At 47.9% G+C, this 21,755-nt stretch carries 24 protein-coding genes; 19 read left to right on the top strand and 5 right to left on the bottom strand.

Going from position 1 to position 21,755, the window contains the following annotated elements; genetic code table 11:
• The 6 genes from AC0YNX_RS06880 to AC0YNX_RS06855 all read left to right on the top strand — a co-directional run bounded on the left by AC0YNX_RS06880 (position 1) and on the right by AC0YNX_RS06855 (position 5,104).
• Positions 1 to 285: a hypothetical protein gene (locus AC0YNX_RS06880; RefSeq protein ID WP_475814879.1), complete on the top strand. Its 285-nt coding sequence runs from the start codon at positions 1 to 3 to the stop codon at positions 283 to 285.
• A gap of 71 nt (positions 286 to 356) precedes the next feature.
• Positions 357 to 698, top strand: coding sequence for a DUF1801 domain-containing protein (locus tag AC0YNX_RS06875; RefSeq protein WP_475814878.1), 342 nt, complete (start codon positions 357 to 359; stop codon positions 696 to 698).
• A 157-nt stretch (positions 699 to 855) separates the two neighbouring features.
• Positions 856 to 1,752 (top strand): aldo/keto reductase, encoded by an 897-nt coding sequence (locus tag AC0YNX_RS06870; protein ID WP_475814877.1) that lies wholly within the window; start codon positions 856 to 858, stop codon positions 1,750 to 1,752.
• A gap of 244 nt (positions 1,753 to 1,996) precedes the next feature.
• Complete coding sequence (locus AC0YNX_RS06865; protein ID WP_475814876.1) at positions 1,997 to 2,935, top strand: aldo/keto reductase family protein; 939 nt, start codon at positions 1,997 to 1,999, stop codon at positions 2,933 to 2,935.
• A 24-nt stretch (positions 2,936 to 2,959) separates the two neighbouring features.
• Positions 2,960 to 3,802 (top strand): NAD-dependent epimerase/dehydratase family protein, encoded by an 843-nt coding sequence (locus tag AC0YNX_RS06860; protein WP_475814875.1) that lies wholly within the window; start codon positions 2,960 to 2,962, stop codon positions 3,800 to 3,802.
• Positions 3,803 to 3,970: 168 nt separating this feature from the next.
• Entirely contained in the window at positions 3,971 to 5,104 is a 1,134-nt protein-coding gene (locus AC0YNX_RS06855) for a DUF4185 domain-containing protein (RefSeq protein ID WP_475814874.1), read from the top strand.
• A 104-nt stretch (positions 5,105 to 5,208) separates the two neighbouring features.
• Here the strand turns inward: AC0YNX_RS06855 and AC0YNX_RS06850 are convergent, their stop codons facing one another.
• The 4 genes from AC0YNX_RS06850 to AC0YNX_RS06835 all read right to left on the bottom strand — a co-directional run bounded on the left by AC0YNX_RS06850 (position 5,209) and on the right by AC0YNX_RS06835 (position 9,737).
• Positions 5,209 to 5,853: a YjgB family protein gene (locus tag AC0YNX_RS06850; protein ID WP_475814873.1), complete on the bottom strand. Its 645-nt coding sequence runs from the start codon at positions 5,851 to 5,853 to the stop codon at positions 5,209 to 5,211.
• Between the two features lie 161 nt (positions 5,854 to 6,014).
• Positions 6,015 to 7,106: a GerAB/ArcD/ProY family transporter gene (locus AC0YNX_RS06845; RefSeq protein WP_475814872.1), complete on the bottom strand. Its 1,092-nt coding sequence runs from the start codon at positions 7,104 to 7,106 to the stop codon at positions 6,015 to 6,017.
• A 23-nt stretch (positions 7,107 to 7,129) separates the two neighbouring features.
• On the bottom strand, positions 7,130 to 8,287 hold the full coding sequence (locus tag AC0YNX_RS06840) for a Ger(x)C family spore germination protein (RefSeq protein WP_475814871.1): 1,158 nt from the start codon (positions 8,285 to 8,287) through the stop codon (positions 7,130 to 7,132).
• Between the two features lie 31 nt (positions 8,288 to 8,318).
• The gene (locus tag AC0YNX_RS06835; RefSeq protein WP_475814870.1) at positions 8,319 to 9,737 is read right to left on the bottom strand and encodes a spore germination protein; all 1,419 of its coding nucleotides are present in this window, start codon (positions 9,735 to 9,737) and stop codon (positions 8,319 to 8,321) included.
• Positions 9,738 to 9,924: 187 nt separating this feature from the next.
• On the opposite strand from AC0YNX_RS06835, the gene ilvB reads away from it, so the two are divergent.
• The 7 genes from ilvB to AC0YNX_RS06800 all read left to right on the top strand — a co-directional run bounded on the left by ilvB (position 9,925) and on the right by AC0YNX_RS06800 (position 16,129).
• Positions 9,925 to 11,631: a biosynthetic-type acetolactate synthase large subunit gene (gene ilvB / locus AC0YNX_RS06830; protein WP_475814869.1), complete on the top strand. Its 1,707-nt coding sequence runs from the start codon at positions 9,925 to 9,927 to the stop codon at positions 11,629 to 11,631.
• Entirely contained in the window at positions 11,628 to 12,101 is a 474-nt protein-coding gene (gene ilvN, locus AC0YNX_RS06825) for an acetolactate synthase small subunit (protein ID WP_475814868.1), read from the top strand. Before ilvB ends, ilvN begins: the two co-directional genes overlap by 4 nt.
• 17 nt (positions 12,102 to 12,118) lie before the next feature.
• Complete coding sequence (locus AC0YNX_RS06820) at positions 12,119 to 12,802, top strand: DUF7002 family protein (RefSeq protein WP_475814867.1); 684 nt, start codon at positions 12,119 to 12,121, stop codon at positions 12,800 to 12,802.
• A 54-nt stretch (positions 12,803 to 12,856) separates the two neighbouring features.
• Positions 12,857 to 13,777, top strand: coding sequence for a LysR family transcriptional regulator (locus AC0YNX_RS06815; RefSeq protein WP_475814866.1), 921 nt, complete (start codon positions 12,857 to 12,859; stop codon positions 13,775 to 13,777).
• A gap of 112 nt (positions 13,778 to 13,889) precedes the next feature.
• Entirely contained in the window at positions 13,890 to 14,873 is a 984-nt protein-coding gene (locus tag AC0YNX_RS06810) for an SLAC1 anion channel family protein (protein ID WP_475814865.1), read from the top strand.
• A 47-nt stretch (positions 14,874 to 14,920) separates the two neighbouring features.
• The gene (locus AC0YNX_RS06805) at positions 14,921 to 15,163 is read left to right on the top strand and encodes a hypothetical protein (RefSeq protein WP_475814864.1); all 243 of its coding nucleotides are present in this window, start codon (positions 14,921 to 14,923) and stop codon (positions 15,161 to 15,163) included.
• Positions 15,164 to 15,187: 24 nt separating this feature from the next.
• Positions 15,188 to 16,129 (top strand): hypothetical protein, encoded by a 942-nt coding sequence (locus tag AC0YNX_RS06800; RefSeq protein ID WP_475814863.1) that lies wholly within the window; start codon positions 15,188 to 15,190, stop codon positions 16,127 to 16,129.
• A 313-nt stretch (positions 16,130 to 16,442) separates the two neighbouring features.
• Here the strand turns inward: AC0YNX_RS06800 and AC0YNX_RS06795 are convergent, their stop codons facing one another.
• Positions 16,443 to 16,979: an MFS transporter gene (locus AC0YNX_RS06795; RefSeq protein ID WP_475814862.1), complete on the bottom strand. Its 537-nt coding sequence runs from the start codon at positions 16,977 to 16,979 to the stop codon at positions 16,443 to 16,445.
• Here AC0YNX_RS06795 and AC0YNX_RS06790 point away from each other — a divergent pair.
• The 6 genes from AC0YNX_RS06790 (at position 16,978) to AC0YNX_RS06765 (ending at position 21,575) form a co-directional block, all read left to right on the top strand.
• Positions 16,978 to 17,196 (top strand): hypothetical protein, encoded by a 219-nt coding sequence (locus AC0YNX_RS06790; protein WP_475814861.1) that lies wholly within the window; start codon positions 16,978 to 16,980, stop codon positions 17,194 to 17,196. The two genes, AC0YNX_RS06795 and AC0YNX_RS06790, sit on opposite strands and share 2 nt — an antisense overlap.
• A gap of 197 nt (positions 17,197 to 17,393) precedes the next feature.
• Positions 17,394 to 17,975: a TetR/AcrR family transcriptional regulator gene (locus AC0YNX_RS06785; RefSeq protein WP_475814860.1), complete on the top strand. Its 582-nt coding sequence runs from the start codon at positions 17,394 to 17,396 to the stop codon at positions 17,973 to 17,975.
• Positions 17,976 to 18,067: 92 nt separating this feature from the next.
• Positions 18,068 to 18,889, top strand: coding sequence for an SDR family oxidoreductase (locus tag AC0YNX_RS06780; protein WP_475814859.1), 822 nt, complete (start codon positions 18,068 to 18,070; stop codon positions 18,887 to 18,889).
• 184 nt (positions 18,890 to 19,073) lie between these two features.
• Complete coding sequence (locus AC0YNX_RS06775; protein WP_475814858.1) at positions 19,074 to 19,637, top strand: TetR/AcrR family transcriptional regulator; 564 nt, start codon at positions 19,074 to 19,076, stop codon at positions 19,635 to 19,637.
• A gap of 149 nt (positions 19,638 to 19,786) precedes the next feature.
• The gene (locus AC0YNX_RS06770; protein WP_475814857.1) at positions 19,787 to 21,214 is read left to right on the top strand and encodes an aldehyde dehydrogenase; all 1,428 of its coding nucleotides are present in this window, start codon (positions 19,787 to 19,789) and stop codon (positions 21,212 to 21,214) included.
• A 28-nt stretch (positions 21,215 to 21,242) separates the two neighbouring features.
• Complete coding sequence (locus AC0YNX_RS06765; protein WP_475814856.1) at positions 21,243 to 21,575, top strand: antibiotic biosynthesis monooxygenase family protein; 333 nt, start codon at positions 21,243 to 21,245, stop codon at positions 21,573 to 21,575.
• Positions 21,576 to 21,755: the final 180 nt, after the last annotated feature.

The following is a 21,755-nucleotide window of genomic DNA, read 5'->3' as shown; positions in this document are numbered from 1 at the left end:
ATGGTCATTGTGAAGGTGAAGAACAATGAGCATGCTTTCACGATTCCGGTTCCTTATACCGTGTTGCGCATGGGGAGCGGTATCTTGACTTCCAAGTTAGTCCATCGCAAGATGAGGGATTGGCTGAACAAGCGCAAGGGGATTGATCAGCTACTGTCGATTCTCGAAAACCAACCAACGAAGAAAGCGATTAGGCAGCTCATCAAGGAGCTGCAACGCTGCAAAGGGACTGTTCTTGTTGATATTCAGGCTTCAGACGGCACGGAAGTAACGATCAAATTATAAATAGAGTCATTGATTGAAGTCCGCATGCGAATGCGGGCTTTAGTCGCTCTATATATCGAGGAGACCATGAAATGAATCAAGAAGTGACAGATTTCATAGAAAAAGTGAAAGAGTCTTGGCAAGCGCAGCTGTGCCAGGAACTGCGCCAAGTCGTTCATAATGCTATTCCAGATGTTCAAGAGCGCATACAGTACAACAAGCCTCACTTTCTGCTTAACAAAAAATATGCCGCTGTAATTTCGACTTCCAAGGAAGCCGTAAGCTTCACGATCTTCAACGCGACCGGACTTGAGTTGCCAGAGGGGCTGTTCGACGGTCCTCCGGAGCGCAAGACGATCAAGTTCCGCAATGGCGGACAAATCGATGACGCAAGTCTAACCCAATTAGTCAAACAAGCCTCTAGCACACTATGACGCAAACACGGTTTCATTGACTCCGCCACCTCGTTTAGTTACTATACGCTAGGTTACCTGCTGACAATTTTTTCACTTCTTTCAAATATTTAGCGGACAGCCTATAATGAGAGAAGTCAAACCTAGTCCAATCGACGAAAGCGAGGCGGCATGCAGGATGGAAAAAAGGCAGTACGGCAGCACCGATATGAACGTGAGTATTCTTGGCTTTGGCGGCGCGGAGATCGGCTTCGAGGGCGTTAGCGTCGAGCAAGCGGACAAGCTGCTCAGCAGCGCGCTTGACGCGGGGCTGAACGTTATCGACACGGCGGAATGCTACGCCACTAGCGAGGAACTGATTGGCAAGACCATCGCGCGGCGTCGCGGGGATTATTATCTGTTCACCAAATGCGGTCACGCGTCCGGCTTCGACAAACCTGACTGGGATCCAGCCATGCTGGAAGCGAGCATCGACCGCAGCTTGAAGAGGCTGCAGACGGACTACGTCGATGTCGTGCATCTGCACAGCTGTTCGGAGGAATTGCTGCGCCAAGGCGATGTCATCGAGGTGCTGCAACGGGCGAAAGAGAAAGGCAAAACCCGCTATATCGGCTACAGCGGAGACCATAAAGCCGCGCTCTATGCCGTGCAATGCGGTGCATTCGACTCGCTGGAGACATCCGTCAACATCGCCGATCAGGAGGCGATAACATTGACGATTCCGGAGGCGCAGAGTCGAGGAATTGGCGTCGTTGCTAAGCGACCGATCGCGAATGCAGCTTGGAAGACAGGTGAGAAGCCGGTATCCGGGTATCATCATACATATTGGGATCGGCTGCAGACGCTCGGTTACGACTTCCTGCAGAGTGATCTGAATGAATCGATCGGCACAGCGCTTCGTTTCACATTGTCCGTTCCAGGCGTGAATGCCGCAATTGTGGGCACGACGAAGCCTGACCGCTGGATCGAGAATGCCCGTCTTCTGGCACAGGGCTTGCTGCCGGAAGAGATTTACGAGGCCATTCGCGCGCAGTGGAAGGCGAATGCACAAGCGGATTGGATCGGCCAAGGCTGAGAATCCAGTGAAGAGATAGATGCCGAACAGGCGCACAATGTAACAGGAGGCTGGCGTAATGCGCCAGCCTTCTTTTCTTCAGCTCAGCAACAGGCTGCGAAGTCACTTACGTCAAGTATAGTAGATATAATATGTATAATATAGTGATAATATTTTCACTTCTTACACTTTGTAATCTGCTTACTTATAATAGTAAGCGTGTCCACTATAGGGCAAATTCGAATCGAAAGTGAGATGAGCCTGTATGCAATATCGGAGATTGGGAAAGAGTGGAGTGAAAGTTAGCGAGATTAGTTTGGGCAGTTGGCTGACATATGGAGGTTATGTCGAGCGGGAAAACGCAGTGAAGTCCATTGAAACCGCCTATGACCTAGGCATCAATTTCTTCGATACGGCAAACGTTTACGAACGTGGGGCAGCAGAGAAACTCATGGGTGAAACGCTGCGTGCATACTCTCGCGAGTCGTACGTACTAGCGACTAAGGTGTTCGGTCAGATGGGCGATGGTCCTAACGATCGTGGGCTTTCACGCAAACACATTGTTGAACAATGTCATGCAAGCTTGAAGCGGTTAGGCGCCGACTATATTGATCTGTATTATTGCCACCGCTTTGATCCAAACACGCCGATGGAAGAAACACTTCGCGCATTGGACGATTTGGTGCGTCAGGGCAAAGTATTGTATGTGGGGGTCAGCGAGTGGACAGCATCGCAGATGGCTGAGGCTCACGCTATCGCCGATCGTTACCTGCTAGACCGTATTGTTGCGAATCAACCGATCTACAATATGTTCAATCGCTACATTGAGAAAGAAGTCATTCCTTACGGAGAGCGCGGAGGAATCGGACAAGTTGTCTTCTCGCCACTCGCTCAAGGTTTGCTAACGGGCAAATACCTGTCTATACAGGACCTTCCTGAGAATAGCCGGGCGTCCAAGCTGGAGGGGATGCGTAATGGGATTACCGAAGAAAAAATCGCCAAGGTGCAACAGCTGAGCAGTGCTGCTTCTGAGGTTGATCTGACAGTCGGACAATTGGCTCTAGCTTGGATTCTGCGTCAGTCCAACGTAAGCAGTGCCCTGGTAGGCGCAAGCCGGCCAGAGCAAGTAGAAGAGAACGTCAAGGCAGCCGGCACCCAGCTTAGCTCTGACTTGATCGAGCGCATCGAGAATATTCTGGCTTAACAACCGATAGAGGAGAAATCAAACATGCCTAAAGTAGTCATTACCGGCGGAAGCGGAATGCTTGGAGAATGGGCGGTGAAGCACTTTGTCGAACAAGGCTATGAAGTCATCAATGCCGATATCAAACAGCCGAGACAAGCCTTGTGCAGAACTGTAATTGTAGATCTTAACAATTTGGGTGAAGTATATGGCGTATTGGCTGGAGCTGACGCCGTTGTACATTTGGCCGCGATTCCAGTCGCCTATTCGCACCCGAACGAAGTCACGTTCAACAACAATGTAATGTCCACTTATAATATATTGGAAGCTGCAGCAGGGCTCGGGATTCGCAAAGCCGTCATCGCGTCGAGCGAATCGTCGTATGGATTGGTATTTGCAGTAGAACGCTTCAGTCCGCTATACGTTCCGGTGGATGAGGAACACCCTCAGCTTCCGCAGGATAGCTATGGTTTATCGAAGGTTGTAAACGAACAGACAGCGGATATGTTCCACAGACGTACCGGCATGCAGATTGTCTCGTTCCGTCTCGGCAATGTAATCGCTCCGGACGCTTATAAGCGATTCCCGCAATTCATTCACGATCCCGCTGAGCGCGATCGCATATTATGGAGCTATATCGATACAAGGGATGCGGCAGCAGCATTCCAGCTGGCGATTGAAGCAGATGGGCTGGGCAGCGTAGCTCTTAATCTAGCGGCTGACGATACGAGCATGGACATTCCTAGCAGAGATCTTATGGCAGCCAGATATCAAGACGTAACGGATTTCAGAAGTTCGCTTCAGGGGCACGAAACGCTGCTAAGCAATGAAAAAGCAAAGCAGCTGCTGAATTGGCAACCCAAACATGCTTGGCGCGATCAAATTTAATGCCATAAAATAAGTTCGGATGATATAGGAGGCTGGCGAATGCGCCAGCCTCCTTTTTACATATTCAGCTCCCACACCTAATTGGCAGGTAATCGTGGAAAAATCTTGAAGTAATAATGAGGGTTCATCCTAATACCCACACAGAAAATACGGAAGGGCAGTGACGCATTGAAAGCAAATGTTTGGATCGCAGCTCTAGGCATGGCTGCTACGATGACCGCATTCCTATTAACGACTGGCTGTATGGAAGACAACACGAATCCTATGTTGGATTCAAGTGGGAAATCATTTATCTTGAAAGAAGTAACGGATGTTAAGCAAGTGATGCAGATTACAGGCAAGGATTCGCCCAATAAAACAGAACGTTTCGGGGTTCAAGGCACGGATCTCGGTTCCATGATCAATGATGGGGATAGAACGTATCTGGTATTCGGTGATACATTTGGTGAACGAGACGCAGATCAGATCGGCGCAGGAGGCAGTTTCTGGCGCTCCAATACCATTGGCTATACGACCGATGATAACCCAGTAGACGGTATCAAACTGGACGGCATGATTACGGATGAAACGGGGCTTGCGAAAGAACTGCTCCCATCCAAGAAGGTCGACAATGAAGAGATGACGACGATTCCGACGCACGGGGTGGCGGCGAACGGTGCGCTATACCTGTACTATATGTCGGTCAATCACTGGGGAGCACCTGGCAATTGGGATGCCAACTTCGCAAGCGTGGCGAAATCGACGGATAAAGGCCAGAATTGGACATTGCTGAATCAGCTAAAATGGCCTGGTGAGGGCAACTTCATTCAAGTTAGCCCGTTCAAAGTGGCGAACGGTGACGATAGCTCTGACATTTATTTCTGGTGTATTCCTTCAGGACGTTTCGGCGGCGTGCAGCTGATGAAGGTCGCTGAACCGGAGATAGAGAAACCAGATGCCTATTTGTATTATTCTGGAGACGATGATCAGGGCAAACCAATCTGGGGTAAGGATCCATTGAAAGCAAAGACGATAATTGACGACACGGTAGGCGAGCTGTCGGTTGTATGGAACCCTTATCTGGACCGCTGGTTAATGACGTATCTCAAGGAAGGGGAAGGAGTTGTCCTTCGCGAAGGACTGTCTCCTTGGGGGCCGTGGGGCGAAACGATTAATCTTGTTACCCCTTTCGAGCAGCCCGGGCTATATGCTCCGTTTATGAACAGCCGATATACGGCTGACGGAGGCCAAACCATCTATTTCACCTTGTCGCTCTGGAACCCCTACAATGTGTTCTGGTTTAAGGCGAGCTTGCAGAAATAAGTAGTGGTTGCGATTGGTTTACATAATATAGATTATGTTCGATTGTGATTGTTCAATAAAACAGGCTGCCGATAATCTCGGCAGCCTGTCCTATTATTACTCCATTAAGTATTCGCTTTGCCTGCATAAACATTGATGTGGTCAATATGCGCGACCTTGCCGCTGGCCACTTTGCTAGGACCGACAAATTTCAGTTCATACGCTTTGGCAGGTTGGTAGACATAAATTTTGTCCGTGCCGGAGAAGCGAACCTCTTTAGGCTTACCGAGCGTTTTGATAACGGATGCGAAGGTCAGCGACTTGACGCCGACTGTCTGATCAATGGACTGCCCGAAATTACGCAAATCGTAGATGACGCCGGATTTGTTAATACCGAAGCCATATGCGCCTTGTCCCATGCCGAAATTGTACAATTCGTAATGGTTCCCTTTCAGGTCACCGCCAACTTCCGGATCGCCCCATTTGTAATGTACAGCGGAGATCGGCGTTTTGCCTGCGATGGCGTTTAATCCTGGAATTTTCCCAACGCTTGCAAGCTTATAGATGCTGTTGATAAACGTGCTGCCCTTCTGAGAGCTAAGGCTCATCTCGGCAGATGCTGATGCGGTTACGGATGCCGTTGTCTGCGCTGGTGCAGATGCCGCATTAACATTATGGCTGGACAGAGCCGCCATGGAGCTTACTGCAAGCAATCCGGTCAAAGCTATTTTATTTACTAATTTATACGATTTTGTCGTTGTGTTCTTCATTACACTCACCTCTTCTGTTTTGTGGAGACTTCAGGGACGGTTAACTTACAACTTCATAGTAACTAACCTTGTCTCTAAAGGAGTGACAGAATGGTAACGAAATAGTTACAAGATAGTAACAAGGCATTCAACCCAAGCTTACTCGCCGGATCGAGTGAGAACTAAATCGATCGCCTCACGGCTCTGCGTATGCCTCCAACCATCCATAAGATTAGAGGGAAGACGAAGTAGATGAGAGGGTAGAAGCAAATGAGATAGATGTTCTTGAACATATGTGATATTCGTACATGGTGGGAAGTATAAATTGCAATCGCGAGCCAGATTAAAGTCATTACACATGCGATCAGCTTCCAGTTCTTGAAGCCAGTCCACTGGGATAGACCATAGCTAAGAATGAACAGGTAGACGGATAATTTAATGAAATTGCCGAATACCCAGAAGGTGACGTAGAAGGAATCGATGTTCTGGATGAAGTTGAGAATCGTTACGAATTTCGTCAGATAATAAGTCGGGTGAATCAATTGCGCCGCCATATCCGGTCCGGTCACAAACAGAACAACGAGCGTGGTCATTACGCCCCATAGCGCAGCGGCAGCCGTTCCCCAGAGAATGGCGCGCGACGCTGCCTGTTTATTCGCGGCGAAGAAGAACAGCATGAGAATGATCGTTGGATCTAGCATATAGTTGTATGCGTATAAAGTTCCCTTCAGGATGTGGAACCAGCCTGAATCCGCATAGACGGGGAGCATTCTCTTCATATCGATATACTTGAAGTTTAGGAATAGATGGGAATAACAGAAGAGAATAAAGAAAGGGCCAATGACCTCCGCGCAGCGGCTGATTGCTATTATTCCGCCTCTATACACCGCATATGCAGCGAGAAACAATGTGCACACAATGAGAACGATCGTTGGCGTGTTATGAAGCAGAATCAGGTTCTGAAATTCCACCATGCCTATGGTCAACAATGATAACTGCGAAAGCCAATGGAGGAAATAAACGAGAACGAGCGTTTTGCCAAGCAAGGTGCCTAACAAGTCCTTCATGAATGTGACTAATGTTTTATCTTTATTCTGCATGCAGACCCGGAGTATGATCCATGTGGTAACCAACATGAGCAAGCCTCCAAGAAGCATGGATATCCAGCTATCCTGCTTTGCTTCCGCCATGGCTAATCGGATAGGGAGGTAGGAGGTCACGATGATAGAGGAAATGCTGACCATCCAGAACATTGGATAACTTCCTATTTTCATCCTGCTGATGACCTCCCGCTGTTTTATAACTTTCCGATCATGCCAATTGATTTGAGCTCGATATGCGCCTTAACGGTCACTTTAAGCTCCTTGAAGTTCGTATCCCAATCGTCTCGCTCCGACTTCCACCAATAAGGATCATTACGGTGCAGGTATTCGCCAATGCCGAAGACGTCGGTTCCCCAATTCTGGACTTTGTTCATCGTTTGCTGTAATTCCTTCTCGACTTGCGCGCTCACGTAGTTCTGGAGAAGGATCATGTTATCGACCTCGGACAAATCTAGATTGGCCGTGTTCTCAAGCAGATACGCTTGTGCTTTAACGGTTACAATTATACGTTTGGTATTCTTATCGTCCACCGCATGCAAGCGGCGTTTCAGATGGCTCATTCGAAACGATAAGTGGCTTACGCCGTCCTTCCACGGAATCGTTAATCCTTGCCCCGTTTCATTCCCTGACATCCAGCCCGCTCTGGCGCCTTCGGCGTCGTCCAGAATTCCTTTGACCTTGAGCTGCTTGTCCAAGACCGCAAACTTGGATGTGGCGTTATTCATGTTCAGCTCGCTATCGTTCTTCAGCGGCTCCTTAAGCTGAATAACCGGCAGCATAGGACGAGTGCCATCCGAGAGATTATCGATAATGAGAACCCTGGATGAATAGTTTCTGATTTCATTAATATGAAGTCTCTTCTCAGCGCCTATGCTTGTGTTCGGTTCGAGCGGATGCTTCATCGTCAGGAATTGCTTGGCGCTTGATCCTTTAATAAGAACAATGACATCTCTGAGGTTATTCGCGGGATCTCGGCCCATTTTATCGAACAGCATCGTGGCATCCCTCTTTGCGAAATATGTTTCGCTGATGGCAATCATGATGCGATGGTTCATCACTAGCCTCCGAGATGTTTCTCTTTGAATCTTCTGCTGGGCATCGAAGATATCTTTGCCCTTGGCCGACACCACAATGAAGTGATCAGCGCCGCTGAATGTTCCGCTTTTGCCCATGGAGTTCTTCTGAGAGGTGATGACGATTTGATGACTAACTTCAATCTCCCCGTTCTCGGCATAATCAACCGCTGTCCCTATGACAAAAGCTAATTGATTCGGTTCAACAAAGTCCGTACAGCCAGATGAGAACATAATGACCGTAAGGGAGACGAATGAAAGCAACGCGAGCCTGATCATCGCTAATTCCCTTTCTTGTCTCGGCCGTTCTTCATCCAGAAGGGGTACCGAATCGAATAATCATGTCTTTGATCCGTTTGCCATCGAAAGGAGCTACCGGGCTCATGTACGGAGTTCCGAATGATTCCAGCATCACCAGATTGATGAGTAAGAAGATGACACCAAACGAGAAGCCGACAAAACCGAGTAGACTTGATATGAACATCAAGATGTACCGAATAATGCGAAAAGGAAGGGTAGAACTGTATTTTGGAATCGTGTAAGCCGCAACGCCTGTCAAGGAAATGACGATGATGATCGGCGTGGATATGATCCCCGCTTCAACAGCCGCTTGCCCGATAATTAGCGCTCCAATAATGCTAATGATTGGCCCAAGCTGGGTAGGGAGATGAACGCCTGCTTCTTGCAAGCCGTCGAAGACCACCATCATGAGGAACATTTCAATAACGGTTGGAAAAGGGGTGCTCTCCCTAGCCGTCGCGATTCCAAGCATGAGATTCATCGGGACCATCTCGGAATGAAACGTCGATAGAGCAACGTAGATCGCAGGCAAGGAAAATGCAATTAACGCCATGATATAACGGATCGTCCGTATGCATATGACGAATATGAACCTCTCGAAATAATCGTCTGCGGATTGAAGGCCAGACCAGAAGGTAATGGGAAGCACGAGTACGAACGGAGTACCATTCACGATTAATGCGATCTTTCCTTCTAATAGACTAGCGGTCACGATATCCGGGCGTTCGGTGTTCATGATTTGCGGAAACATGGAGTAGGAGTTATCCTCCAGCCATTCCTCGAGATAGGAAGAATCAATGACGCCATCTAATTCGATTTTATCGAGTTTTCGCCTTACATTCGCTAAGACTTTCTCGTCCGCAATGCCTTCCATATAAGCAAGGACCACTCCGGTTTGCGTGTATTTGCCTATCGTATAAGATTCCATTTTCAACCCAGTATGTATAATTCTCCGTCTGATTAAGGACGTATTGGTGCGAAGATTCTCGACGAATCCTTCCTTGGCGCCGCGCAAGGTGGATTCCTTCTTCGGCTCTTGAATGCTTCTTTTCTCGTATTCCTGGACCTGCGCGATGATTGCCGATGCTTCGCCATCCACGATTATGGCAAGATTCCCTTGAAGAATATGCTGAAGCAGATCCTCTGCACAATCGACCATCTTCACATTGGATAACGCAAACCATTCGCGTCTGACCATCTCGGCGAGCGAATGGATACGATCTATGCCATGTGGTAATCCGCCAAATAGCAGCGGTTTCAGAATGTTATCCTCAACGCCTTGCGTTCGAGTCATGCCATCCAAGTAAACAAGCAATAATAGCGTTTCGTCTTCTGACGTGAATGTACGGAAAATAATATCGGAGCAATTCGTGAATTGTTCTCGCAGGTAAGCTTCATTCACTGTGAGATTGCTGCTTATGGAACCCAAGCATGATCAACTCCTTTACCCAACCTTCCTCCAGTATTATGGATAAAGGTGCATGCGCTTATGCAGATATTGCCAATGATTGATTTGGTCTATCGTTATGATAGGAACAACGATATTGATCAATAATTTTGAATTTCATAGAATGAGGCAAACGTTGTAAGGCGTTATACATTGGGAGGGCAAAGGAATGAGGCATCTATATAAGAACGATATGGTCACTGGCTCCGAGGCGCTTATCCGAAGTTTGCTTATTGAAGGCGTGGAATGCGTATTTGGGATTCCAGGGGGAAGCGTCTTGAACATTTATGACGCCATTCATGAAGCTCCTGCATTTGAACATATCTTAACTCGACATGAGCAGGGGGCCATTCATGCTGCGGATGGATATGCACGCGCCACTGGCAAAGTCGGCGTTTGTTTCGCAACATCCGGTCCTGGAGCGACGAATCTCGTTACGGGAATCGCCACTGCGAATATGGACTCGGTACCACTCGTTGTCATTACTGGCAATGTCTCGACGGCTTTACTCGGTACGGATGCGTTTCAGGAAGCGGATATTACAGGCATTACGATGCCGATCTCGAAACACAACTTCTTGGTTCGAGATGTCTATGAGCTGCCGAGAATTATACACGAGGCGTTCTATATTGCTTCCACTGGACGCAAGGGGCCAGTCATCGTTGATATTCCAAAGGATATCTCAACCCAGATGATGATGTTTCAATATCCATCAGATACGCCAACAATCCGGGGATACCAGCCGCACAACCAACCAAGCGAGACACAAATTGATAAACTGCTGAAGGCGATCGAAGAAGCAGAGCGACCTGTCATTCTAGCCGGCGGAGGCGTAATCTACTCGGATGCTTCCAAGGAATTAATCGAATTTGCGGAGAAGACCCGTATACCTGTTACGACGACATTGCTTGGTCTGGGCGGATTCCCAAGTGCGCATGAATTGTGGATGGGGATGCCAGGGATGCACGGAACTTACACAGCCAATAAAGCGTTGCAGAATTGTGACCTACTAATCAGTATCGGCGCTCGTTTTGACGACAGAGTCACGATGAAGACTAGCGGATTCGCGCCGAAAGCAACTACAATTGTCCATATCGACATCGATCCGGCGGAAATCGGGAAGATCGTCCAAACGGCAATTCCCTGCATTGGCGACGTACAAGCCGTCCTTCGGATAGCTAACGTGAATGCGAAACCAGGAAAGTCGGAAGCATGGATAAGCGAAATACAAGAGAATAAACTTGATTTCCCGCTTCGTTATACAGATTCGGAAGCACCTTTGAAACCGCAATTCGTCATTGAAATGATTGGGGAAACGACAAAGGGCGAAGCCATCGTGACGACAGACGTTGGCCAGAATCAAATGTGGGCGGCTCAGTTCTATCCGTTTAAGCATCCGCGTTCGCTCATTACTTCGGGAGGGCTCGGAACGATGGGATTTGGATTCCCATCTGCCATCGGCGCACAGGTTGGTAACCCAGACCGAATGGTGGTGTCCGTCAACGGTGATGGCGGTTTTCAAATGTGTGCGCAAGAGCTTGCGATCTGTGCGATTCATAACCTCCCTGTGAAGATTGTCATTCTGAATAATCAGGTTCTTGGTATGATCAGACAATGGCAGGAACTCATTTATGATGATCGCTTTAGTCATATGGATCTCTCAGGAAGCCCCGACTTCGTTAAACTCGCTGAAGCCTATGGCGTTACAGGGCTAAGGGCAACGAACAAAGACGAAGCTCGCGAGGTGTGGCAACAAGCAATGGACCACCCTGGCCCTGTACTCATCGATTTTGTAATCAGTCAGGACGAGAATGTTTATCCTATGGTTACCCCGGGCTCCACGATTGATGACATGATTATGGGGGATGAAGCATGAAACGTCATACCATCTCTGTACTCGTAAATGACCAACCCGGAGTTTTACAGCGAGTAGCTGGATTATTTGGTCGTCGCGGATTCAATATCAACAGCATCACTGTGGGCGAGACCGAGGAACCAGGGCTGTCCCGAATGACTATCGTAACAGTCGGTGACGATCAAACGCTCGAGCAAGTGACCAAGCAGCTATACAAGATCATTGATGTCATACAAATCATTGTATTATCCGCGAATCCGCTCGTTGAACGCGAGCTTGCGCTTATTAAAGTGAATTCAGCATTTAACGTCATTCCGACGGTAACAAGTCTCGCCAAGACCTTCCGTGCATCTCTCGTACACATTGGATCAGATAGCTTGATCATTCAAGTCGTCGGCAATCAAGATAAGATCAATTCGTTCGTTGAGCTCCTGAAACCATACGGTATCCTGGAGCTGACGCGTACTGGACTAACCGCTATGAATCGTTGAAAGGTTGGAATCCTCGTATGAATGAAGGAATCGTTAACAAAATCACGAAGAGCGAGAAGCGGAAGTCGTTATTTCACTTCACGAGAGTCCGCAACTTGCCTTCGATTGCGCATGTCGATGCTTTATACTCCTGTATAGAGGCTGATCCTGCATTAGCCAATGAAAGTCGCAGCAGCCATGCAGAGATCCAATTACATGGACGAGCATTTATAGCAAATGCCCATCTGCGCATTGTTGATCAAGTGATGGAAGCGGGTACGACTCAGCGGCAATTTCAGCAGTATCTGGATCAGCACGTCTTCTTCTGGCCGACCAGAAGCAGCTGCCTGAAGATGCTGGAGATGTATTCCAGAAGGGAGCCGAATGAAGCTTTTGCCGTGTTCCAACTGGATGCGCACGCATTGCTTAGCGACTTCTTTGCACTTGTTAAATTGTCCAAGTACGATTCCGGAAGCTCGCCTCGGTATCCAGCTCGTACTTCGTATAAGAAGAGCCTGCGAATGTTCTTGCCAATGGAGCGATTCGAAACGGTTCAGGAGCGTTTCTTACCTACCAAACCCTCCGAAATCCTTGAGATTCTTATACAAGGAAAAGTAACCAACATGTCCAGGTACTTGCAGGCGATATATTGCAATCGCAGCGAGGACATACCTGAAGTCTGGAGGAAGTATGCCCAGTCGTTACAGGAGTTCCGCGAGTGAAGCCAAACCGAATGTGGGATAGTAAGCGTAATGTGAAGGGATGTGCCGGCTTATATGGAGTTAAGACAGTTAGAGTACTTTATTGCGACATGCGAGGAATTGCATTTCACAAGAGCATCGGTCAAGCTGGGCATTACCCAGCCTTCTTTGAGTCATCAAATCAAGGCGCTTGAAGACGAGCTTGGCGTGCCTCTATTCGACCGTATCGGGAAAAAAATCGCGATTACCGAGGCTGGTATGATCCTTTATCGGCAGAGCAAGTTGGCATTCGGTAATTTAGCGAGCGCCAAAGAGCAAATTGGGGAGCTTCAGCTAATCGAACGCGGCACATTATCAATTGGAGCGCTGCCAGGCGAGCTGAACCAATTGGTCTCATCCTTGCTGCTTGAATTTCATCGCGATTATCCGAAGGTCCGAATTAAAATCTTTGGCGTCGAGGATGTCGTTGAGCGTGTATTGCAGAACGAGCTGGATGTGGCCATTACCATTCTGCCGATCGAGAACGAGAGGATTCATACCATTCCGCTCTATCAGGAGAAATTTTATTTTGTCGCAACGATGAATCATCCTTACGCAGGACGCACTTCTATAAACTTCGAGGAAATAATGAATGTGCCTATCGTCATGTTTCCGGAAACCCACCGCTGCCGGCAGTTAGTCGATATGACTTGTTCCACGGCCGGTTTCACGTTCCAGCCTCTTATCGAGACGACAACGATCGATTCGTTATTCGGACTCGTTCGTTCAGGCGCAGGAGGGACCGTATTATCCAAGACGTTATTAGAAATGTACAACTATGAAGACTTGCTTCCGATTCCGATTGAAAATCCGACCCTGTGCCGTGAAGTGGGGATCGTGTACCACCGTGATAAGTATATGGGCAAAGCAACGCAAGGCTTCATTGATCTGTTGACCGCACATGTGAAGGTCCTGAAGCGTGATTCAAGCAGCGACGGATGTGATCCCGATCAATAATGATAGTTTCTGTCTATCATTTGCATAGAAACAATGGCATTGATCAATGATTGTGGATTACTTAGAATAAGGCATCGGAACAATTCCGAACTGAAGAGGAGGGATACATTGCATGCAAACCATAGCTGCCGCTGAGAAACCAAGAACCATCGGCTCCGTTCAATTCTTACCCGTAAATTTATTCGCGGCGGTAATGGGAATATCGGGTTTGTCATTAGCTTGGAGACAAGCAAGCAAGTTGTTCGGTGTTTCTACCATCATCGCTGATATCATCGGACTTATTGCCGTATTGTTATTTATCGTGTTAGGCATCGGATATCTGTCCAAATGGACGCTATATCCAAAGCAAGTCCAAGCGGAATTCAAGAATCCGATCATCGGGAATTTCTTCGGTACGATTCCGATTGCGATCCTGTTGCTTTCCTCCGTTATCGGAACGTATAGCGCGCGATCAGGACAAGTGATTTGGGTTATTGGAATGGTTCTTGCATTAGCCGCTTGTTATGTTTTTGTTTCACGCTTGCTGAATGGAAATCTCGAGCCGGTGAACAAGGTGCCTGCTGTGCTTGTTCCTGTAGTAGGGACACTTGATATCCCAGTCGCAGGCGGCACAATCCCATTCCCGTGGGCGAATGAAGTTAATCTGATGTGCCTCTCGATCGGGGGAGTCGTGGCGCTAGTATTCTTTACACTGATAATCTCCAGATTGATTCATCACGCACCAATGCCAACAGGCATGACGCCTTCGATGATCATTATGATCGCACCGTTTGAAGTTGGTTTTCTTGGATATACGAATTTCGTGCAGCGAATAGATCCGTTCGCGTCCATGCTGTTTTACTTTGGCTTGTTCTTGTTCATCGTCTTGTTCTTCAAAGTATTCAAGAAATCGAATCCGTTTGGTGTTTCCTGGTGGGGAGTAAGCTTCCCGATTGCAGCTCTTAGCAATGCAGCTCTCAAATACGCGATGTTCAAGGATTCGTGGCTCTTAATCGACATTGCTGCAATCATTCTGGCATTACTAAGTTTGGTTATTGGCTTCCTGTTTATTCGAACCTTGAAGATGCTAGTTAATGGGGATTTGCTTAGAGGTTAAGCAGCGACACGAATTGGCAAACGATACGATAGAGAGGATGAACTTCCATGTATTCGAAACTTCAATACGACGTCGATTTCGACAATGCGATTATCTTCGCTCAATATATTATGGTTGTTAAGGATGGGAAGATGGCAGGCGGAGGTTTGTTAGAACGGTATGACAACGATCATGTTTGGATTAATGGGGAACAATACGTTAGAAAGCAGTCATCATTCATTCAACTGCCTCCGCCTGAGATGATGATTGACATTCCGATGAAACCAAACGAGAACAGAAATTCAGATTGAATACTTCAAAGGAGAATTTCAATCATGTACTGGAATTTGACTAAGTCCATTCAGTTCGTCGCAGCGTTGGTATTAATTGTTGTTATGCTTGTTGGTTCTATCGTCTTCGGACAAAGGGATATTCTCTTCCCTGAAATTGCAGGTATGGCAATGGGAGTTATGGTGTACCATGTATCACATTGGATCAAGAAACCGATTCACCTGTGGCTTTCGCCGAGTATAGCGGCTTTCTTGGGTACTACTTTAAATGATTTGACCTTATCGCCACTGCTCAAACTGTGGCTTGGCTTCGTCATTATTGTCGTACTGATGCACGTATTTCGGGTGAATTTCGGACCCACGATTCCTGCCGGATTGCTGCCAATCTTTCTAGGGTTACATGATTATGTATTCGCAATCTCGACTGCGATCTTTACGTTCGTGATTATGCTGGCTGCATATAGAATGCGGAAGCAAGAGAAGGCGGTACCTAATGGTCCTCAGAGATTTCGGAAGAAGTCAGATACGCTCATCATTAGCATTGTCTTATGCCTGTGGATTGGATTCGCATTCGTAACCAATCTTGAAGTCATCGTCGTTCCACCAGTATTTGCTCTTATTTTTGAAGTGTTTCATGCAGAGAAATTTGCTTGGAGAGCGATCCCGTCACGCTTAGCCGTATTGACGATTTCGGCAATACTTGCAGTCGGCGTTTATCATTGGTTAGCAGGGGCGATCCTAGGAGTCGGTATCCTTAATGTCGTGATTACATTCCTACTCTGCAAGTTGTTTAAAACTCCTGTGCCTGTCGCGTTCGGCGTATCATTAATGCCATTAATTTATCCGGCTTGGGGAACATGGGGATTTCCGGTTGGCGTTTTTATTACGACAGGAGGACTCATGTGCATAACCGCTGCGTATCGACAATTTAGGAATAAGCAGGCAGATGGGGTTCACGTTGAGTCAAAACCTGCAGCTGCGAGATAAAGACAAATCTTTATTTAAAACCATTAACTATCTATTAGAAGGTAAAATAATGGATTTCGTGAGTGAAATTAGAAAAGAGACCTAGCGCAAAAGCTAAGTCTCTTTTTTATGAACCAACCTGCGATCCAGCTATTCAATTGAACGATTGTGATACTCGTTCATTTACTGGTAAACTTCGAATTCGTAGATAATTGGGGCATAGCTTGTGCCCGAAGTGAAATAAATCCGAGCCTGAATCAATATGAAAAATTATCCAACTCTCAGCAAAGAAAACGGTCGATTGCTGTCTAGACGAGATTGCTGTAAATCTTCCTTACAGCCTGTCCATCAGCTTCGAATCTCTCGGCAGCAGCAATGCGCAAAGTCCAAGCAGGGGAAGGAAGGAGCAGATTTCGATTGTAAAAGCGATCGTTTTCACGTCCGTCAGCCAACCGAGGAGAACGGATCCCAGTCCGCCCATGCCGAACGCCAGTCCGAAGAACAAGCCGGATACCGTGCCAATATGCCGGGGCATAAGCTCCTGCGCATAAACAATAATGACGGAGAAGACAGACATAAGGATGAGGCCAATCGCACAGCACAGGACAAGGGCAATGCCAGGGCTCGAATAAGGAAGCGGAAGCGAGAATGGCGCGGTTCCGGCAATGGAAATCCAGATCATCGTCTTGCGGCCAAATTTGTCGGCAAGTGGTCCGCCAAGCAGCGTGCCCACCATACCGGCGAATTGCAAAGCGAACAGGCAGATTTGCGAGCGGGAGAAGGACAAGCCGTAATGGTCTATAAAATAAAACGAGTAATAGCCCGTCATTCCCGCAATGTAGACAAACTTGGAGAAAAGCAATTGGGCCATGCCTTTCCCACTGGAAGCGGCCATCCGGGCGACACGGGAGGATTCCGGATGCAGGACGGATGAGCCTACGCCGATAAGAGAGCCGGATACGAGCAGCGATTTCGGATTGGAACAACGGAAAAGCGGACGGCACTGCGGTCTGCATAGCATCATTCAGCAGATGAGCGAAGCTTACGCCAAACAGCATCCAGATGGCCGGATTGCGCTGTACCTGTAAAGCGGCGGTTTGATTCATGAAATGGATCCCCCTTTTCATTTTTTTCAGTATAGCGGGGGAAGAGAGTATGGTCGCTAGCGAAAAGTGCTGCAATTGGAGCAACATTTGCTATAATGACGGCTGTTGACAACGAATGCTTCTGACTTTATGATGGAATAGAATGATCGTTCGATCTAATCGGAAAAGGAGGTGGGAGCGTGTTTGAGCAATACAACAAGATGCAGAAAGCCGTCCTCGAGACAACACTGAACTTGATTATCGACAAGGAACTACAGGCGACGTCCATGTCGCTCATTGCGAAGGAATCCAAGGTTTCAACCGGAAACATTTATCACTACTTCAGCAGCAAGGAAGAGATCATCAATGAGCTGTACAAAGCGATCGTCCAGTTCAACGGCGAATACGTGACGAAGAGCATGAAGGAAGCCTCCTCATTGCAAGAGAGATTCCGACAAGCTTGGCGAAGCGTGATTGAGCTGGGGAAGCAGTATCCTAAGGGCTTCAGGTTTATTGAACAGTATTCATTCTCGCCGTATATCTATGAGCAGTCCAAGCTGGAAGCTTATAAAGGCGGCTGGTGTGGTCCGATGGAGGAGCTGTACCGTCAGGCAGTCGACGAAGGCTTGTTCGTCCGGCTCGATCCGCACATGATGGTGCAGATGCATTACGGCTCCCTCGTCTATCTCTTGAAGAGTCACCAGCAGAACATGCTGGAATTGACGGAAGATGTGGCAGAGCAAGCCATTCACTTCTGCTGGAGCGCAGTGAGTCAAGGATAGCGACAAGGTTAGAACGAGCAGGTTCTAACCGCTTCTTTTGCATCGATTAGATCGAACGTTCGGTTTAATATAGAACTGGAGGGAATTCAATCATGACAACAAAAACGATTTTTATAACAGGAACAAGCTCAGGCTTGGGAAAATTAACGGCGATACATTTTGCAAAGCTCGGCTGGAATGTAGCAGCAACGATGCGCAGCCCCGAGAAAGAAAGCGAACTCACAGCGTATGAGAATATCAAGATCTTCAAGCTGGACGTTACGAAAGCGGACGAAGTGCATTCAGCTGTTAATGATGCGATTGCAGCTTTCGGGAAGATCGATGTTGTCGTTAACAATGCCGGAATGGGTTCGTATGGCGCATTGGAATTAGCCGCGGAGAATACGATTGATTGGCAGTTTGCCGTGAATGTCCGCGGTCCGATTAACGTAATTCGTCAATTCCTGCCTCACTTCAGAGCGCAAGACGGCGGGATGTTTATCAATATCAGTTCCTTCATGGGCGTAACCACGGCCGTCCCGCTTGGCTCTCTATATAATATGTCCAAATTTGCTTTGGAAGGCTTGACGGAAGGGCTCTATTACGAGCTTAAACCGCTCAATATCGAGCTTCGGCTGATCGAGCAAGGCGGCTCCAAGGGGAACAATTTCGTCGACAGCATCATCTGGAATAAGGATGAGAATATCAAGGACTACGATGACCTGACCAACAAAGTATCGAGCTTAATGGCAAGCCGGCCCGAGGATCAACTCGATGATCCGCAAACGATTGTCGATGCTATTGCGGCGCAAGCAACGGGTGAGAGCAATCAATTCCGGACAGTGGTCGGCGAGGCGGGAAGAAACCTTTTGGCGCTTCGGAATTCGGTTCCGATCGAGCAATATCTGGAGACGATTGCGTCAAACTATGCGTGAACAATCTTAATGATAGAATAAGATAGATTTCAGATTGATTTAAGGTTGCACGCGTATACTTGGTTTCAATGACCCCCCATTTAACATATAGCAAGACCTTGAACCCGCTCACGCAGCGGGTTACTTTTTTTTGTTTGTACGAAATCGGGAAAAGGAGTGTACAATAAGGGGTAGAGGTGGGGATATGAGCAAGAAGCAAGACATCATGATGGCGACGCTCGACTTGATACACGAAGAGGGACTACAGTCGGTTACTTTCGCCAAATTATTCAAGCGAGCGAATGTCGGGTCGGGCACGATCTATAATTACTTCGCGAACAAAGAAGACTTGGTGAATGAAGTATATAAAGAGTCGCGCAACCAAATGGGGGAATACCTCCTGCAAGGTTACGATCCCGGCGCGAGCTTGTACGAACGGTTTAAATGTCTCCAGATGAACCGGCTGCGGTTCGGCATGCACTTTCCGAAGCGGTTTCTGTTTATTGACAGCTATTCCTTCTCGCCGTATATATCGCCCGAGCTGCGAAGTACAGAGGATAGCTATAATTCCAGTAAAGTCGTGAAGGATCTAATTGTTGAAGGGCAGAAGCAAGGCGTTATCAAAGAAATGGACTCGCATCTGTGCCATCAGCTCATTCACGGCATCATCTCATCCATCTTGAAGGGTTACTATGTAAATAAATATCCTTTGAGCGAAATGCAAATTCAGCAAATGATCGAGGCATCCTGGAAAGCGATACTCGTGTAACAAGGAGTCCATAGGACGCATATGTGATCCATGGGCTCTTATCTTCAATTGGTTGGAATATACATTCCAAATTGTATTGACCGCGATTGTGATTGGATCTATACTGACTATGAAACAAACATTCCAAACCACGAAGGAGAGAATAACTCATGAAGATATATGATAAATTGTTTATCGGCGGTCAGTGGAAAACACCATCGTCGCAGGAATTGCTAAACATTCGTTCACCACACGACCTGTCGATCGTCGGGCGCGCGGCTCAAGCGACAGCGGCTGATATTGATGCCGCTGTTGCGGAGGCAAGAACTGCTTTCGATCAAGGTCCATGGCCGCGAATGACACCGGGTGAGCGTCAAGCTATCGTCAAACGTTTTAATGAATTGCACGCGGCGCGAGCAGACGAGATCGCGGCTTTGATTACGTCCGAGAATGGCACGCCAAACTGGTTCACGAACGGCTTGCAGCATTCCTTGGCGGAGCAAACGAACGCTTATATTCGTTCGGCTGAGAAACTGCAATGGGAAGAAACGCTAAACGATGGCAAGGGACCAATCATTCGTCGAGAAGCGGTCGGCGTCGTTGCCGCTGTCATTCCATGGAATGCGCCCAACCAGTCGGCACTCGCCAAATTGATTCCTGCCTTGCTGGCAGGGTGTGCGGTCATTCTGAAAGCATCGCCGGAAACATCCCTTGACGCGCTGCTGCTCGGCGAGATATTCGCCGAAGCCGGTTTTCCGCAAGGCGTCGTCAGCATCGTGCCGGCAGGTCGCGAAACGAGCGAATACCTCGTCTCCCATTCAGGTGTCGACAAAATCGCGTTTACGGGATCAACCGGTGCTGGGCGACGCATTGCATCGATTGCGGGCGAACAGCTCAAACGCGTGAGTCTGGAGCTTGGCGGCAAATCCGCGACAATCATACTCGACGACGCGGATCTGGAAGCCGCAGTTCAGGGCTTGAAGTATTCGTCCTTCGTGAATAACGGAGAGAGCTGCGTTGCCCATACCCGCGTGCTTGTCTCCAAGAATCGTTATGAAGAAGCGGTTGCCTTGATCAGAACAATGACGGAAAGCTTAGTTGTCAGCAACCCTGCGGATCCTGCGACATTTATCGGTCCAATGGTGAGAGCCGATCAACAAAAACGGGTTCAATCATATATCGAGCTTGGAATTCAAGAAGGCGCGCGCCTAGTAACCGGCGGTGCGGAAGTGCCTGCAGGGCTGGAGGGCGGATATTACGTCAAGCCTACCGTCTTCGCAGATGTCGATAACAGCATGCGTATCGCGCAGGAGGAGATCTTTGGCCCGGTACTCGTCGTCATTCCTTACGAAGATGAAGCTGATGCTGTGCGTATCGCGAACGATTCCCCTTATGGTCTCGGCGGCGGCGTTTGGTCCGGATCTCGCGAGCATGGCCTCGAGATTGCGCGGCAAATCCGTTCCGGTTACCTCGTTGTGAACGGTGCGATGGCTTCGTACGAAGCGCCTTTCGGCGGCTACAAAGCGAGCGGCATCGGCCGTGAATTCGGCGCTGCAGGATTGTCTGCATATCTCGAGCTAAAAGGGATTAACCTATAATCAATTACACTTGGAGGAGAGAAACCTAATGACACAAATTAATGCAAATGACTCTATTCTGACATTTATCAATGTGTTTAAAGTCAACGAACCCGAAAACCAGGATCGCGTTGTCGAGCTGCTTACTCAAGCCACGGATGTATCGGTTAAATACGCGCCAGGGTTTATTTCATGCGCACTGCACAAAAGCATTGACGGAAAAATGGTCACGATGTACGCACAGTGGCAAAGCATGGATCATTACCAAGCGATGAGAGACGATCCTAGACCGCTCCCTTACTTCCAAGAAGCACTCACTATAGCTACATTCGAATCGGGGATGTATGAAGTCGTCAAAACATTTGAGCATACGAAAGAATAATAATCATAACGGCCATCACGCATAACAAACGCTCACGTAGATGAATTGTGACTGGTTAAGCAGAGTTTTATGGAATGATTGTTCCAATACACTCCGCAACCCGCACGCTCTATTTTGATTAACATGGAATATATATTCCAATCTTACTTTGTTTCGCGCATCATAATCACATGATATTAG

It is taken from the genome of Paenibacillus sp. J31R98 (assembly GCF_056269245.1).
This window is presented reverse-complemented; position numbering and strand designations above follow the sequence as displayed.